The 14278-nt window shown below is 59.2% G+C and carries 16 protein-coding genes and 3 pseudogenes; 12 read left to right on the top strand and 7 right to left on the bottom strand.

Annotated features, from left to right (window positions below; translation table 11 throughout):
* Positions 1-188, bottom strand: a 188-nt coding sequence (locus AC1D06_RS38525) for a hypothetical protein (protein WP_477990851.1), incomplete at its 3' end; no start/stop codon positions are given.
* A 423-nt stretch (positions 189-611) separates the two neighbouring features.
* On the opposite strand from AC1D06_RS38525, the gene AC1D06_RS38520 reads away from it, so the two are divergent.
* The 3 genes from AC1D06_RS38520 (at position 612) to AC1D06_RS38510 (ending at position 2810) form a co-directional block, all read left to right on the top strand.
* Positions 612-1472, top strand: a complete 861-nt coding sequence (locus AC1D06_RS38520; RefSeq protein WP_477990850.1) for a universal stress protein — start codon at positions 612-614, stop codon at positions 1470-1472.
* 65 nt (positions 1473-1537) lie between these two features.
* Positions 1538-2032 carry a cytochrome b gene (locus AC1D06_RS38515; protein WP_477990854.1) on the top strand — a complete coding sequence of 165 codons (495 nt, stop codon included), beginning with the start codon at positions 1538-1540 and terminating at the stop codon, positions 2030-2032.
* Positions 2033-2114: 82 nt separating this feature from the next.
* Complete coding sequence (locus tag AC1D06_RS38510) at positions 2115-2810, top strand: VIT1/CCC1 transporter family protein (RefSeq protein ID WP_477990849.1); 696 nt, start codon at positions 2115-2117, stop codon at positions 2808-2810.
* 13 nt (positions 2811-2823) lie between these two features.
* On the opposite strand, the gene AC1D06_RS38505 is transcribed toward AC1D06_RS38510, so the two are convergent.
* The 3 genes from AC1D06_RS38505 to AC1D06_RS38495 form a co-directional block, all read right to left on the bottom strand.
* On the bottom strand, positions 2824-3213 hold the full coding sequence (locus AC1D06_RS38505) for a DUF302 domain-containing protein (protein ID WP_477990848.1): 390 nt from the start codon (positions 3211-3213) through the stop codon (positions 2824-2826).
* Between the two features lie 206 nt (positions 3214-3419).
* Positions 3420-3983 (bottom strand): cytochrome b/b6 domain-containing protein, encoded by a 564-nt coding sequence (locus AC1D06_RS38500; protein ID WP_477990847.1) that lies wholly within the window; start codon positions 3981-3983, stop codon positions 3420-3422.
* Positions 3980-4255: a PepSY domain-containing protein gene (locus tag AC1D06_RS38495; RefSeq protein WP_477990846.1), complete on the bottom strand. Its 276-nt coding sequence runs from the start codon at positions 4253-4255 to the stop codon at positions 3980-3982. Before AC1D06_RS38495 ends, AC1D06_RS38500 begins: the two co-directional genes overlap by 4 nt.
* A 139-nt stretch (positions 4256-4394) precedes the next feature.
* Between AC1D06_RS38495 and AC1D06_RS38490 the strand changes: the two genes are divergently transcribed.
* From AC1D06_RS38490 to AC1D06_RS38470, 5 genes and pseudogenes are all read left to right on the top strand, one after another.
* The gene (locus AC1D06_RS38490) at positions 4395-4715 is read left to right on the top strand and encodes a PepSY domain-containing protein (RefSeq protein ID WP_477990845.1); all 321 of its coding nucleotides are present in this window, start codon (positions 4395-4397) and stop codon (positions 4713-4715) included.
* The gene (locus AC1D06_RS38485; protein ID WP_477990844.1) at positions 4712-5383 is read left to right on the top strand and encodes a response regulator transcription factor; all 672 of its coding nucleotides are present in this window, start codon (positions 4712-4714) and stop codon (positions 5381-5383) included. The genes AC1D06_RS38490 and AC1D06_RS38485 overlap by 4 nt, the downstream gene beginning before the upstream one ends.
* Entirely contained in the window at positions 5380-6753 is a 1374-nt protein-coding gene (locus AC1D06_RS38480) for a sensor histidine kinase (protein WP_477990843.1), read from the top strand. The genes AC1D06_RS38485 and AC1D06_RS38480 overlap by 4 nt, the downstream gene beginning before the upstream one ends.
* A gap of 4 nt (positions 6754-6757) precedes the next feature.
* Positions 6758-8287 (top strand): annotated as a pseudogene (locus AC1D06_RS38475) (heavy metal translocating P-type ATPase); the annotation flags it as partial.
* A 69-nt stretch (positions 8288-8356) separates the two neighbouring features.
* Complete coding sequence (locus AC1D06_RS38470) at positions 8357-9346, top strand: IS5 family transposase (protein WP_477990853.1); 990 nt, start codon at positions 8357-8359, stop codon at positions 9344-9346.
* A gap of 382 nt (positions 9347-9728) precedes the next feature.
* Here AC1D06_RS38470 and AC1D06_RS38465 read toward each other — a convergent pair whose 3' ends face one another.
* Entirely contained in the window at positions 9729-9950 is a 222-nt protein-coding gene (locus tag AC1D06_RS38465; RefSeq protein WP_477990842.1) for a hypothetical protein, read from the bottom strand.
* Between the two features lie 59 nt (positions 9951-10009).
* Here AC1D06_RS38465 and ligD point away from each other — a divergent pair.
* Positions 10010-11047: pseudogene (gene ligD / locus AC1D06_RS38460) on the top strand (non-homologous end-joining DNA ligase).
* A gap of 765 nt (positions 11048-11812) precedes the next feature.
* Here the strand turns inward: ligD and AC1D06_RS38455 are convergent.
* Positions 11813-12049 (bottom strand): hypothetical protein, encoded by a 237-nt coding sequence (locus AC1D06_RS38455; protein WP_477990841.1) that lies wholly within the window; start codon positions 12047-12049, stop codon positions 11813-11815.
* 632 nt (positions 12050-12681) lie between these two features.
* Between AC1D06_RS38455 and AC1D06_RS38450 the strand changes: the two genes are divergently transcribed.
* The gene (locus AC1D06_RS38450) at positions 12682-12846 is read left to right on the top strand and encodes a hypothetical protein (RefSeq protein WP_477990840.1); all 165 of its coding nucleotides are present in this window, start codon (positions 12682-12684) and stop codon (positions 12844-12846) included.
* 197 nt (positions 12847-13043) lie between these two features.
* Here the strand turns inward: AC1D06_RS38450 and AC1D06_RS38445 are convergent, their stop codons facing one another.
* The gene (locus AC1D06_RS38445) at positions 13044-13292 is read right to left on the bottom strand and encodes a DUF982 domain-containing protein (RefSeq protein WP_477990839.1); all 249 of its coding nucleotides are present in this window, start codon (positions 13290-13292) and stop codon (positions 13044-13046) included.
* 438 nt (positions 13293-13730) lie between these two features.
* On the opposite strand from AC1D06_RS38445, the gene AC1D06_RS38440 reads away from it, so the two are divergent.
* Positions 13731-13877 carry a hypothetical protein gene (locus AC1D06_RS38440; RefSeq protein ID WP_477990852.1) on the top strand — a complete coding sequence of 49 codons (147 nt, stop codon included), beginning with the start codon at positions 13731-13733 and terminating at the stop codon, positions 13875-13877.
* 6 nt (positions 13878-13883) lie between these two features.
* A pseudogene (locus tag AC1D06_RS38435) lies at positions 13884-14278 on the top strand (hypothetical protein); the annotation flags it as partial.

Below are 14278 nucleotides of genomic sequence, written 5' to 3'. Positions count from 1 at the left end.
CCGATAACGATCCGGGGGCCCCAATAGCCGCGGTGCCAGCGACCATGATACCAGTGGCCGCGGTGCCAGCCGCGATGGTGCCATCCGTGGTGCCAGCCGTGATGCCAAACAGACCGTGCCTCGACAGTCGTTGAAAGCGAAAGGGCGGCAAGGGCGGCGGCGACGGCGCCGATCACGATTCTTCTCATCTGCCATTCTCCTGAGTTCGGCGGCAAAGTGGATCCGCTCGCATCTGTTTTGGTCCTGGTGCCCACCGACAAGATCGCTTCCCCATGAGCGTCACCACAGTCACGCCAGGGACCGGACGGCACATTGATCTGAAGCAAAGCGCCGACGGCAAGTTCAGGTTTCAACGTCTTCGAATACCGGCGCCGCGTTCGCCGGGCGCGACTTGCCGAACCTCATCCGGGACGGTTGTCAGCCCAACCGATGGCTGTGAGGCCTCCCAAGTCCTTGGTCTTCCCGTGCTTTTCGAGACGCCGTAATCCCCTGCCCGCGTACGCCCGGTTTTGAGAACTAAGCCCTTCTAAAGTTGACCCGGCCGGAGCTCATATTGATCTGCGACAACCGGGCAATGAATTCCTAAGCTACATTCAAAAGAGTGTTTATGTTTGCTAACAGTACAGGAGCGCGCGATGCCTCTACAGATTCTCGTGCCATTGCATACATATCTGGATGGAAACTCGCCCAACCTTGCTTCGCACGTAGGAGCTGCCGCAAGTCACCTCGGAGGCGAGGCATATCTTTTGACCATGCATGCTGACTTCCCCTCGTTTCACAGTCCGCTTGCAGATGTCATTCTTGACGTCCCAGCCATGGTTCAGTTTGCCAAGATGCGCTGCCAGGAAAACGCCGCTGTTCTGATCAGGGCCATCCGGTCCGAGCTGGAGCAGCGCGGCGTTAAAATGCACAGCCTCGAGGCCGATTATCTTCCCACTGAACTGGCGAATATCGTTATCGATAGCTGCAAGTACCATGATCTCAGCATCCTTGGCGTCGGCCGCCATGATGCTGCGCTGTGCGGCACAGCTGAGGCGGCGATTTTCGGCTCCGGGAAGCCGGTGCTGCTTGTCCCGGAAGACTTGCCAGCCGCGTGTTATGACCATGTTGCGATCGCTTGGGACGGCAGCCGTGTCGCCGCCCGTGCAGTGGCGGATGCCTGGCCGTTTCTGCTTCGCGCCACGTCGATTTCCATTCTCTGTGTTGACGATGAAAAGCCACTGCCGGAGAACAACATCACGGCCCGGCTTGCAGAATACCTCTCCCACCATGGCCTGAAAGCGCATGGATATGTTATCCAGACACGCGCGCAACCGATCGCCGAAACGCTACAGGATCATTCACTTTCAATTGGCGCCGGTCTGCTCGTCATGGGTGGCTACGGCCATAGCCGCATCAGGGATTTCGTGCTGGGCGGTGCGACGGGCGGCATTCTGAGGGCTCTCAAGCTTCCCGCACTGCTGTCGCATTGAATTGCATATGGAGTGCGTTGGATCAATATTCTGAGTTTGAAGCTGCTACCACGGAAGGACGGACTATGAATACGCCTCTCTCCTTTTCCCCCGCGCAACGGTTCCTGCATTGGGCGATCGCGCTTCTGGTTTTCTTCAATCTGATTTTCTCGGACGGCATCGAAGAGTGGAACAGGGCCATGTATCGGACAGGCTCCACAACGGCCGAGCAGGTGTCCGGGGCAAACATCCATGCTTATGTGGGGATCGCCATCCTCCTGCTTGCCCTCCTGCAGCTCTTGTTGCGTTTCATGATCGGGCGTCCCGCCACGCCGCCGGATGAGCCCGTCCTGTTTCAATGGGCGGCCAAGTTGACGCATCTGGCGCTCTACCTGCTCCTATTTGCCATGCCCTTGACTGGCATCGCTGCCTATTATTTCGGATATCGCAGTGCCGGAGACATTCATGCTGATGTTTTGAAGGCTATCCTCTGGGTGGTTGTCGTCGGACATGTCCTCGGAGCGCTGGCGCATCACTTCTATTGGAAAACAGACGTACTGCGCAGGATGACGATTGGCTGATCCGGTGGGGCGGACAAGGTCCCTGGCCCCTCCCGCGGCCAGTGCAATCGTCGTGAGAAACTCTCAATCACGGACACGATAAATGAGCAGATTGCATTCCGAGAGCCATCTCGTGTCCCGCATCGGCTGGCTGCGCGCCGCAGTGCTCGGAGCGAATGACGGCATTGTCTCGACGGCCAGCCTGATCATGGGTGTGGCGTCCGCCTCCGCCGGGAGGTCTGAGATATTGGTGGCGGGCGTGGCGGGTCTCGTCGCTGGCGCGATGTCTATGGCGGCGGGCGAATATGTTTCCGTCAGCTCGCAATCCGACACCGAGATCGCCGACCTCGCCCGTGAGCAGATGGAACTTGACACCCAACCGGAAGCCGAGCTCGACGAACTCACGCAGATCTACGTGCACCGTGGCCTGACATATGATCTCGCACGCCAGGTCGCGGTGCAGCTGACGACACATAATGCACTTGACGCCCATTCTCGTGATGAGCTCGGCATTGTCGAACATATGGCAGCGCGTCCAGTCGAAGCCGCGCTGACGTCAGCGGCGACTTTCGCCGTCGGCGCCGCCTTGCCGCTGCTGATGRTGGTCGTGTCGCCTGCGCCCAGTCTGGTATACTCCGTGGCTATCGCGTCACTGCTTTTCCTCGCGCTCCTCGGCGCGGTGGGAGCCAAGGCAGGCGGGGCGAATGTGATCAGGGCGACGACGCGCGTCACCTTTTGGGGTGCACTTGCAATGGCGCTGACCGCCGGCATCGGCGCCCTGGTCGGCACCGCCGTCTAGGAACTCGCCACACCTAAAGTTCGGCGATCACCTCGGCAAGCATCGAGCGCACCTTCCCGGCCAAAGCCTTCAGCATCTCGTTGTCGATGGCCCGCATCGAGGCAACAGGGTCGATCGCGCTCACCATGATGTCGCCGCCGCCGATCGATCTCACGATCACATTGCACGGGAGCATGGCGCCCACCTTTGGTTCGATTTTCATCGCCTCAAACGCCATGCGCGGGTTGCAGGCACCGAGGATGAGGTAGTCGTTAACGTCTGCGTCGATCTTGTTCTTCATCGTCGCCCTGACGTCGATCTCTGTCAGGACGCCGAATCCGTGCCTGGAGAGCGCAGCCTTCGTCCGCCCGACGGCATCTCCGAAACTGGTTCCTGCAAGGGTGCGGTCAAGAGTGTAGGTCATCTGACACCTCCTTGATTTTGACCGCATCGAGGTTAGCGCAACAACCGCCGGGGTCCATGACCGAGGTCAATTGCAGCGCGCCCAACCTCTTTTCAGACAGCCATGTGGCTCCGGGCGAAACTTCGGTTTCCCCGGAGCGCAAGGCGGCGATTCTGGTCCTTCTTTCCGGTCGGTGGAAATCGGCCGAATAATGTGCCGCAACGAAATCACTCTGCACGCTTCCGGCCCGTGATCATGGCGCGAACGAGGTTTTCCTTATGTTCGAAGCTGGCGAGAATAACGCCTGCGATGTGAAGGCCGACGAGACCAAGTGTCAGATTGACCAGAAGCTGATGCGCTTCTTCAACCCATTCGACACCCCAAAAGGCATCGGTGGTCATCATATAGCCTGTCGCGGCAATACCGGATATCGCGGCAATGAGCGCCACGACCATTGCGCCGCCGGCCGGGTTGTGACCGATATAGCGCTTGGCCCGCATGGTCACGCTGTCCCGGAGAAAGCCGAGCGTCGTGCGGGGGCTGTAGATGAAATCCGAGAACCGCGCATGACTGGTACCGACGAAACCCCAGAGGATGCGCACGGCCAGCAGACCGATGATCGCATAGCCTGAAAGGATATGCGCCTTCTTCCACTCCTCTCCCGTCAGATAGGAAAAGGCGAACAGCGCCACCAGGCTCCAGTGGAACATGCGCACCAATGGGTCCCAGACCTTGACCTTCGGCGGCGAGCTTTCGCCCGCCGCATCCAAATCCAGCGCAGCCATGATCATTCGTTCTCGTTGCCGACCGCTTCGCCGGTCTCCGGGTTGAACACGGCCTCCACCTTGTTGCCTTTCGCATCCATGGCATAGACTTCGTAGCAGCTGCCCTCGATCTTGATGCGGCGCACGTCGAGGCCCGCGGCCTTCGCCTTTGCTTTGATGCCGTCCTTACTCATCCACTTGTCCTGAGCAGCATTTGTGCAGCTCTGGCCTTCTTCGGCGCGGGCAAGGCCGGCCGAGACGGCAGTGATGAGGAGGGTTGCAAGGATGATCTTCTTCATTAGGTTATCTCCATAGAAAACCCAGGAGCGACGGTGCTCTTCTGGTCGACAAACAACCTATGAAACCAGAGCTGACCAAGACCTGATCGCAATTGTCAGCTTCTTGTCATCTTGACCAAGCTATTCATCAGAGATGTGCATGCGTCACCCGCTCGTTCTCTTGTCGTTTCTCTGCCTGAGCATGCTCCTCGGCGTTGCACCGGCATATGCGGGTGATATCGACGAGACGCCGTCCCAGGACCAGCTTCACGAACTGGTCCTGAAAGGGAAGATTCTCTCCCTGGCGACGTTGAAGTCCCAGGTGTTGGCGCGATTGCCAGGGGAGTTGATCGATGTCAGTGTCGCCCGTGGAGATGACGCTATCGTCTATGAATTCCGGATTTTGCGTGAGGACGGTCAGGTCACCGAAGTCGAAGTCGACGCCGCCTCCGGCAAAATCATCGAAATAGAGAACGAATGATGCGCCTGCTCCTTGCCGAAGACGACCCGCTTATCGGCCGCGACGTGACTGCCCATCTCACAAGGGCCGGATTCAATGTTGTACACGAAAAGGATGGCGAGGCGGTTCTGTTCGCAGGCGAGCACGAGGACTTCGCTGCCGTCATCCTCGATCTGGGTCTGCCCAAGATCGATGGGCTCACGATCCTCAAGCGATGGCGGGCGAGTGGCCGGGACATGCCGGTCATTATCCTCACCGCTCGCGGGAACTGGGAGGAACGGGTCGAGGGTATCAACGCCGGAGCCGACGATTATCTTGGCAAGCCGTTYCGCATTGCCGAACTCCTCGCCCGGCTGCACGCGATACTGCGCCGGTATTCCGGCCAAGCCAACCCCATTCTGTCTTCTGGCCCGGTGTCCATCGACACCCGTAGACGCACCGTCATGGTCGATGGGGTGCCGGTCGACGTCACGCCTCTGGAATACAAATGCCTGGCGGTGCTGATGCAGAATCGCGATCGCGCCATCTCCCAGTTGGAACTCACGGAACAGCTCTACGCGCAAGACTTCGAACGGGAGAGCAACTCGGTCGAGGTCCTGATCGGAAGGCTGAGAAAGAAGCTCGGCAAAGACACGATTCTCACGAGACGAGGCTTCGGCTATCAGATCGCCGCGGACGAAGTGGCATGAGGTCGCTCCACGGCCGCTTCATCATAATCTCCCTCGTCGCTGTCTCCGTCTCGCTGGCGGCAGCTTCCGGTGCATTCATCCAGATCTTCGCCGACAGCTACGGCAAGCGTATCCAGAACGAGCTCACTGGTCACATCAACCGGCTGGCCGCCGTGCTTCGCTTCTCCGCCGACGGCAAACTCGAAGTGCCCGCAAACCCAGCCGACAACCGCTTCATCACACCTTATGGAGGGCTGTACTGGCAAATCGACGATCCCTCGGACAAAGTGGAGCTGCGCTCCCCGTCCCTGTTCGACTATGCTCTTCCCCTCCCCGCCGATGAGGCGCATCCAGTCGGCGTCATGCACCAGTATCGCTTGCCGGGTCCGGACAGCAAGGATGTCATCGTGCAGGAGCGCGTATTGCTGCTGGTCGCTCCCGGCGGCAAGCGACCGATCCGCATCGCGGTGGCGCTGAACGCTGAAGAGGTCGACAGTGCACGCTTCGCTTTCGCGCTCGACATCCTGCCCTATATCGCTGCTCTTGCGCTTCTTCTTGTGCTGATGTCGATCGTTCAATTGTGGATCGGCCTGAAGCCGCTTGACAAGATCGGCCGCGATCTCGACGCGGTCCGCGATCGACGGGCGATCATGCTGCCGGGGCCGTATCCACGCGAACTCCAGCCGCTGGTGCATCAATTGAACAGACTGCTGGAGAGCCAGGCCGCGGCGATAGAGAAGGCCAGAAGCAGGGCCAGTGACCTCGCCCACGGACTGAAGACACCGCTTACTGTTCTCACAAACAACGCTTTGACGCTGAGGGAAAAGGGCGAGATTGAAATCGCCGACGAGCTCGACCATCTCGCCGCCGCCATGCTCTCCCACGTCGAGCACGAACTTGCCCGCGCGCGCATCACACCCAGCGCCGAACAGCGGACCGGAGACGCAAATGTTGCGCGCATCATCGGCGAGACCGTCCGCATGCTGGGACGCACGGAGGCGGGCGAGCGCCTTGAATGGAGCGTGGATATTCCCGACGAACTCTGGGTCCCGGTCGACCCCCACGACTTCCGCGAATTGACGGGAAACCTGCTGGAGAACGCCTCCAAATGGGCGAAGAGTTTCGTCAGCGCGTGTGCCGAGCTCGAAGACAGCATCTGCCGGCTCGTCATTCAGGATGACGGCCCCGGCGTTTCGGCCGACAGGCTGCCCGAACTTCCGCGTCGGGGCGTCCGCCTTGATCATTTGAAGCCCGGCTCAGGGCTGGGTCTCGCGATCGTGTCGGAAATCGCCGCTGTCTACGATCTGAAGCTTGTATTGGAGAACCGTACCGGCGGAGGCTTCCGTGCCGAAGTCGTTTTTCCCGGCGCAACGTCAGTGCCGGAGACCTGAAGATATGAACCACTCGACTGAAGATCGACTGAAGGCTGTCCTCCTATTTGTAGCGTTCGGCGGGTTGCTCCTCGGACTTGGGCTACATTTTTCCGGTCGGGCCGAACCGGCGCGGCTTGTGTGGATCCTCGTCACCATCCCGATCCTGGCGGCGCTACTTGTGGAAATTCTCCGAAGTCTATGGCGAGGGGAATTGGGTCTGGACATTGTCGCGGCACTGTCGATGTCGGCCGCGCTGGCATTCGGCGAAGCCTTGGCGGCCGCGATCGTCGCGCTCATGTATACAGGCGGCACGTTCCTCGAAAGCTTCGCGGAGGGGCGGGCGCGCCGCGAAATGCATGATTTGCTGTCCCGAGTGCCACGAACAGCGACGCGCTATCTTGGCGAAAGCCTTCAGGAACTTCCGGTCGACGACATCAGGCCGGGCGACCGGCTGCTCATCCGGCAGGGTGACGTTGTTCCGGTGGACGGGACGCTCGCCTCCAATGGAGCCTTCGTCAACATGTCTGCACTGACCGGTGAGTCGCTTCCTGTTTCGCTCGCCAGAGATGGAGATGTGCTGAGCGGCTCGACGAATGCGGGAGAGGCTTTCGATCTCGTCACGACGCACGAGGCGAAAGACAGCACATATGCAGGTATCGTGCGGCTCGTGGAGAACGCTCAACGCTCAAAGGCTCCGATGTCGAGGCTCGCCGACAGATGGTCGGTCGGCTTTCTGGCAGCGACCGTCGTGATCGCGTTTGCCGCATGGTGGTTCACCGGCGAACCGATCCGAGCTGTCGCTGTGCTCGTCGTGGCGACGCCCTGCCCCCTGATCCTGGCAGTGCCTGTGGCGCTAGTGGCGGGGCTCTCTCGCGCCGCCCATTTCGGCGTCTTGATCAAGGGCGCGCGCGCGCTCGAAAATATGGCGCGCATCCATACCCTGGTCCTGGATAAGACGGGCACGCTGACCGACGGCCGTCCGCAAATCGTCTCGATCAACAGCCCATTGGCATTGGAGGAGGACGAGATTCTACGTCTCGCCGCCTCCGTCGACCAAGYGTCGAAACACCCGATTGCCCAGGCCATCGTCGCGGCAGCCAAGCAGCGAGACCTGCACCTCACTTTGCCGTTGGCGGTGAGCGAAGTTGCGGGCGAAGGCGTCGCCGGCACCGTGGATGGAAGGCGAGTGGTTGTTGGCGGTCACGGCTTCGTGGCGCAACGCGCCGCAACAACCCCATCCCCCGTCCCCGACACCGTGGCCGGGTCGGTCCTCGTTGCCGTCGCGATTGAAAACAAGATGGCTGGCTATATCGTGATGGCCGATCCCGTGCGCGAAGAGGCAGCGGAAATGCTTGACGGGCTGCGTCGGGAGGGTATTCAGCGCATCCTCCTGGCGACGGGAGACCGCGCGGCCGTCGCCGAACGCGTTGCCAATGGCCTTGGTCTCGACGGAATTCGCTCCGGCCTCAGTCCGGACCAGAAGGTGCTCGTGGTCCTGACGGAGCGTAAGAACGGCCCTGTCATGATGGTTGGCGATGGCGTCAACGAGGCGTTGGTGCGCGGATCGTTAATGGCGGTGTCGTAGGTGATCGGCAATCGCAATAAACGGTCCCCTGCAACGATGCCATTCAAGCACAATGCCTCCCGCCGCCATCGTATCGGCAAGATGACGTTCAAGGTCGCGAACTGGGCGGAATACGAAGCAGGCCTTCGTCGGCGTGGTAGCCTGACACTTTGGGTGACGCCGGAGGCGGTGTCGTCCTGGCAGGCGCCGAAGCGGACAACGCGCGGTGGGCAGCCCCGCTTTTCCGACCTGGCAATTGAGACTGCCCTGACGCTAGGACTGGTTTTCGGCCTGCGGCTGCGTCAGACGGAAGGCTTCTTGACCTCCGTGCTGAAACTGATCGGCCTGGATCTCGCCGTTCCCGACCATACGACCCTGAGCCGTCGGGCAGCCAAGCCGAGAATGCCGGACAAGCGGCAAGGTAATCATCCCTCGGAGAAAGGGCCCGTCCACGTCCTTGTCGATAGCACAGGGCTGCAGATCTACGGCGCGGGCCAGTGGCTGGAGGAGAAGCATGGTGTCAAATCCCGTCGGGGTTGGCGAAAACTGCACTTGGCACTGGATGCCGACAGCGGCGATATCGTCGCACACGTCATGACCGATCAGGAGGCAGGCGACGCCTCACAGGTGGAGCCCCTACTCGATCAGATCGACATACCGATCGGGCAGTTCACGGCGGATGGCGCCTATGACGGTGAGCCGACCTACGACGCCGTTACCAATCACAGTCCTAACGCGGCGGTGATCATTCCACCCCGCGCCAATGCGGTGGAGCGTCAGCACGGCGACCCCACCAATCAACGAAACCAACATATCGCGGCGATCAACGCCGATGGCCGGATGAAGTGGCAGGTCGCGACCGCCTACGGAAAACGATCACTGGTCGAGACCGCGATCGGACGTTACAAGTCGATCATCGGAGGGCGGCTGCGAGCACGCTCATTCGCAACGCAGCAGACGGAAGTTGCCATCGGCTGCTCAGTCCTCAACCGCATGCTGGCCTGCGCACGCCCGAAATCCGTCCGCTGCAAGACCGTTACCGCATAACTACTGCATCAAAGACGGAATTTCGCTCTTTCAACGATCCGTGCACCAAAGCCATGAGGTATTGCTGTTTCTCAGGCATGTTGTCACCGCGGCATCGTAAAAGACGCGCTGAAAAACGGGCAGCAAATAGACGGTAGTCTTTGAACGGTGGAGTTTAGGCTGAATTGCGGCTCGACGCTACCTACGTACGAAGCCGCACAGTCGAGTAGGTTTGCAAACAACAAGCGGAACCCGAGCGCAACTCGCCAGTTGAATGGATAGATGTCAGGCTCGGCTTACCGATGTCCCCCCATGGTTTCCGCCACCGAGTTGTGTACAAGCCCACCGCGGCCCCTCTGCGGTGGGCTTTTGTTATCCTCACCCTCAAGCCTTCTACTGCGTATCAAGTATGCCCGCTGAATTGAAGTTTGGCTGCCTCCCGGCAATTCACTAATAAACGGTCTCGATCCGTGATGCCTGTGCGATACGCCCGCAGCACAGAAGCTGCGAAGGCCTTTTCGTTCTCGACAGTCCGACTGAACCATGGCTCAGCGACAACTGCCTTAAAGACATCTTGAACGACTTCCATCTCATGCGGCTGCATTACCAAGCCGGTAAATGGCATTTTGACCTCCCGAATTTTCTTATCAGCGAATTTTAATCAATTTCTGGCGCAATGCCAGCATGGCGAAGAGCCCTCCCAAGACTCCAAAATCCGCTCCGCTGCTCCGCGATACTGAAGCGTCCCTTGCTCCCGCCCTGTCCGCGTTCGGCGACCGGAATAGCCCGAACTTCAATTTGATCCGATGCGAGCGCGCATTGAGCCGTGCTTGGCGCAGCTCGTCGACAAACCGCCCAAGGGTGATCAATGGGCTTTTGAGATCAAATGGGATGGATACCGGATGGCCGTGTACGTCGAGCCTACCCGCGTTCGCGTCCTCTCGCGCAACGACCTGGACTGGACAGGCCGTGTCCCCCTCAATTTGTCACAGAAGTGCGACAGATTGCCGGCACGATGATCCTCGACGGCGAAGCTGTCGTYCTCGATGACCAGGGTCGATCGGACTTCGGCGCGCTGCAAAGGGCGTTCGGCGGCCGTGGCGGACGACGCGCATCGGGCGATGTCATTCTCTACGCCTTCGACCTGCTTTACCTTGACGGCCACGATCTGACCAAAATCGGATTGCACGAGCGCCGCGAAATTCTCGAAAATCTGATCGGCGGCCGGATCGGCGCGATTCGTCTTTCCGAGACGATCGAGGCGGACGGGACGAACTGTTTCAGCAGGCGTGCGCTCTCGGGCTTGAGGGCATCATTGGCAAGAACAGGGGTCGTCCTTACCGATCCGGCCGCACCGGCGACTGGCTCAAGATCAAATGCGTCCACTCGGAGAGCTTTTTGATTATCGGCTACGAGCACGGGTCCGGCTTCGCCTGCATAGGCCGGCTGCTGCTGGCGGCGCGCAAAAGCGGCGGTCTCGTTTATGTCGGCGGCGTCGGCACTGGCTCTTCAGCAACAGAGCTGCGGAAGCAGATGGACCAGATCGCGACTTCCGCGCCGGCGGTCGACACCGGCAAGAAGCGACCGAACGTTACGGGGGTTCGGCCCGAGCTCGTCGCTGAGATCGAATTCCGTGCATGGACCGATGACGGCAAGCTGCGGCATGCGTCTTTCAAGGGCGTGCGCGATGCCGCTGACGCAGGCGCCATTTATGAGATTTAAACCTCATCGGCAAGGCGGATCGATCCCACCTGGAGGGCGGCGTGGTGCGGCCCGCTATCGTGCGTCCAATGAGAAGCGCGCGCGAGCGATGCGGTCGCAAGCCGACCAAAGGTCAATCGGGTCTGAGATCCCGCGACGATAAAAGCTAAGAATTTGATTAGCCAACCATTCCCTTTCCGCGGGCAACTTCCCGCACCAGGGCTGTGTGGAAATTGATCGGAATATGTCATCGAATAATGAAGCTTCCTCCGCGGTGACATGTCCCCACATTCTGACGCTCCGTTTGCTGATAAGCCTGATCGAATGAGTTTATTAGCTCGTACGTTGCGCGATGCAAGCGCCCCCTAGCGAGATCACCCCAAAGAGCCGAAAGCGGTTACCGCCCGCCAGCGGGAAACTATGGCCTGTAAATCGTATTCGTCATCTAATTGAAATTTAAGAAGCTAATGTAACCCTTAACTGCATCAGCGTATAGTGCGAGTCGTCCGATAGGGGGGCTCGCACCATGCTATACCGCAACCAGATTGTGGACATGTACCGCCAGGATCCGCGGTTGATATCCTTCCAGATCGCAAAGGACGTTGGTTGCGGCCCCGGAGAAGTCATAGCGGTGCTCAGAATGGAAGGGCTGGCGCTGCCGAGGAGAATGATGCCTCAAGTAGGGCGGGAGCGTGAAGCCTGCGCAGTGCTCGCCGAAGAAATGGGTGCGCCAGAGGTGGCGGCAGCGATCAGGGCCCGAAAGCCACAATGAACGCGGCCAGCAACTCAACGCGAAAATCGGAGCTTAGCGACGAGTTCGCAGTAGTTGAGCATCTGCCCGCCAACGTTTTTGCCGTCGCGGTAGGCCCGCAAAATGATTTCAGCCAATTCGACATCGTTGACCTCAGATCGGTGAAACCATGGCCTGTGCACGATTTCACCGAATATCGCTTGCGCTAGCTCACGCTCCTCGGGCACCATGGTCAATCCCGCGAAGGGCCCTATCTCTTTATTCGAACCCATCGCCATCCTCTACCGGCAGCTGAAGGCGTATCCGCTGTCCGGATGCGTAACTTTGCGCATGCTCCTGTCGGACGAAGGTTTGGCTGTGCTGCTTGCCATCTTCAGAAACCAGCACTATCCAGACGTCACCCTCGCGAAGGACCAAAACGGAATTACCCTGAGCAAGTTCATTGTTCTCTGAGGTCATCGTCGACAGCGTCCCAAGTGCGACATCGATGGAAGAAGAACGCCTGGCCGGTGTAAGACAAGCTAAAGTGAAGATGGTCACTCCTACGGGGGTCGCGCAACTCCATACAGGTGGTAGAGGTTTTTTCTACCCGCCTTCATTCCAATTCGAGACCGTTCGACTCCAAATTTTATGCAAAGCCATATTAATGTTCTGAGATGCTTAATCCGGCAAGCGAAATCATGCGTTATCAACGGCTTATGCGCAAAAAATCGTCAAAAACTGCTAAAATATCGGCAATCTTTGCAACAAATAGGCTGTTTTTCGCACGAAGCGTGCGTGACTCCCCCCAGTTCGTGACTTCCGCCCGATCGTGCGGAAGTTACGCCGGAGCCCCATAGGAGCTTTCGCCAAATGGTGTACAATCCAGTTGGGTCCTAGGCATGCACCCGGGACGGAGGCTACCATGCTGTACGAAAAGGGCATGCGAATAGAATATGACGCCATAGAAGGCGTGGTCCTGATTTATTTTCGCGGCGTTCGATACCGCATCGTCGGGAAATTCGGCAGCTTCCGCCAAGCCATCCAGGCCGGAGAGCAACAGTGCCGCCAGTTGGGTTGGAGCGGTTGACAGAAATCTCCGCCTGAGACTTTTCCTCAGAACTGAGGGAAACCTGACTGGCGGGCAGGTCATATCGCTGGGTGATAATGTGCCACGCGGGCATATCTAAACCTGAGCGGCGCAAAGGGCGCCGGCCAAGGCGATCCGGCCCGCCTTTCGGCGCGACCAGGAGAGGAATGTCGCATGGCGGCCCTATCCGACCGCTCTCACATTTTCAGGACGTTCCCTGGTTCCCGCATTGGAAGGATTGCGCCTTCGGCAGCAGCGGCGCGGAARGCCTGCCGTGAAACTTCGGTGGCGAACATTCGTCCGGCTTCATCGACACACTTGTCCCGGGCAGCTGCGAACAGAAACCCGCGTTCCGATGGCCATCGACTATCCATGAATTCCACCGCTTCCTGCGGTCCCAGCACCTTCACAGTGCGGTTATCACCGGCGCGGACAGTAACGGCCATGTCCCAATCCCAAATTTTCGACAGAGTGATCTCCTTCTCCGCACAACAGCGCGGGAGCTATGCTGATCCGATTTTTAAGATGGCTGCCCGCTCTACAAACGCAGCCTCGGGGCAACTGCGCAAAGCACGCGACCACAGGAGGGATCGGGGAGAGCGGATTAGTAGCATGAACTCATTACCGTCATGCCCGGACACCATATGCCCATTCGGCCCCGAAGCAATGAGAATCGCCCTGACCGGCGGAGGCGGCCCAATATGATCGTCGTCCAAAACGAAACCGCCCTCCCGCGACGGTCGGTTTTCCGACAGTCGCTATCCCGCGCAGGGCTGCCGGCATCGAGGAGGGCGGCCTTATTGCGGCGAGGCGCGTCTGCGGGGGTAACTCGCGCTGTTTTCCAACACGGGCGGCAAATGCCCGTTCCCATGTAGTGAAAATTCATTTGCAGTCGAACGATAGGGAGCGCGCGAGCGCGCGGCTCCGCCAACACCCTCCAGGGTGGCGCTGGCAGCGATACGATTTCCGGGAYGCAAAACGACGCTCTTCTGGATGGAGGAGCAGGCACAGATGCCTTAAAGATTGGCTAGAATTTCATGAGCAGCAACAATGCTCAGATCGCAAATATTGAAAATGTTATGCTGACAGCTGCAGCAACGCTCAACTTGGCGAACCAGCTAGAAGGCTTTACCATCACCGGTTCGTCCGACGCAGACGTAATTGTCGGAGGGCGGGGCGCGGACAACATAGCAGCCGGGTTCGGCAACGATGTGATAGCCGGCGCTGATACGGATACTTTGTTAGATGGAGGTGCTGGCGCCGATGTATTGCAAGTAGGGTCGAAATTCACCAGCGCGAGCAATGCCCAGATATTCAATATCGACTCTATGCTATTAATGTCAGCGGTGAGCCTGAACCTGTCAAACCAGACGGAGGGCTTTGCCATTACCGGCTCGTTGGGCGCGGACAGCATCACAGCCGGGTCCGGCAA

This window comes from Rhizobium sp. P2_G2 (genome assembly GCF_056403555.1).
The sequence above is the reverse complement of the archived record's forward strand: the minus strand, read 5'-3'. Positions and strand labels throughout refer to the sequence as shown.